We start from the raw sequence: 645 nt of genomic DNA, 5'->3' as shown, positions 1-645 counted from the left end.
CGGCTCGGCCTGCCCATGGCCATGGCCCTGCTGATGGGGCCGATCACCTTCCACGAGCAGACCCTGGAGATGTACCGCGCGGCCGCCGAGCAGGCCGGACACGACCCGGCGGCCCTGCGCACCAGCATCAACCTGCACGGCTACGTGGGGCGCACCAGCCAGGGCGCGCGCGACACCATGTACCCGTACTTCGCACGCGGGATGATGGACAACAACCACCAGCGCGGCCAGGGGTTCCAGCTGCCGCGCGCCGCGTTCGACGCACAGACGTCCCCGAGCGCAGGCCTCGTCGTGGGCAGCCCCCAGGAGGTCATCGACAAGCTGCTCACCTACCACGAGATCTACGGGCTAGACCGCGCCCTCATCCAGATGGGGTTCGGCGGTATGCCCCAGAAGGATGTGCTTGAGTCCATCGAGATCCTGGGCACCGAGGTCGCTCCGGTAGTGCGCCGCGAGGTCGCCGCCCGGAAGGAGAAGGCGGCATGACCACCACCGACGCGCTGACAGGAACCTCGACACGGGCCTCCGACATCCCGGGTCGCCCGGCGGCGGACGGTCCCCAGCGCACCCTGCGCGTGACCGTCGTCAACGGCAGCCCGAGCGAGAAGTCCAAGACCATGGGCCTGGTCGACGTCGCCCTGAAGA

General features: G+C 69.5%; 1 protein-coding gene. It reads left to right on the top strand.

Translation table 11 applies throughout. The features are described from left to right. Positions 1-486 (top strand): LLM class flavin-dependent oxidoreductase (locus ELR45_RS41170; RefSeq protein ID WP_240759923.1); only part of this gene is annotated, 486 nt, incomplete at its 5' end. Between the last annotated feature and the right edge of the window lie 159 nt (positions 487-645).

The organism is Phytoactinopolyspora endophytica, assembly GCF_004138495.1.
GTDB classification, from domain to species: domain Bacteria; phylum Actinomycetota; class Actinomycetes; order Jiangellales; family Jiangellaceae; genus Phytoactinopolyspora; species Phytoactinopolyspora endophytica.
The sequence above is the reverse complement of the archived record's forward strand: the minus strand, read 5'-3'. Positions and strand labels throughout refer to the sequence as shown.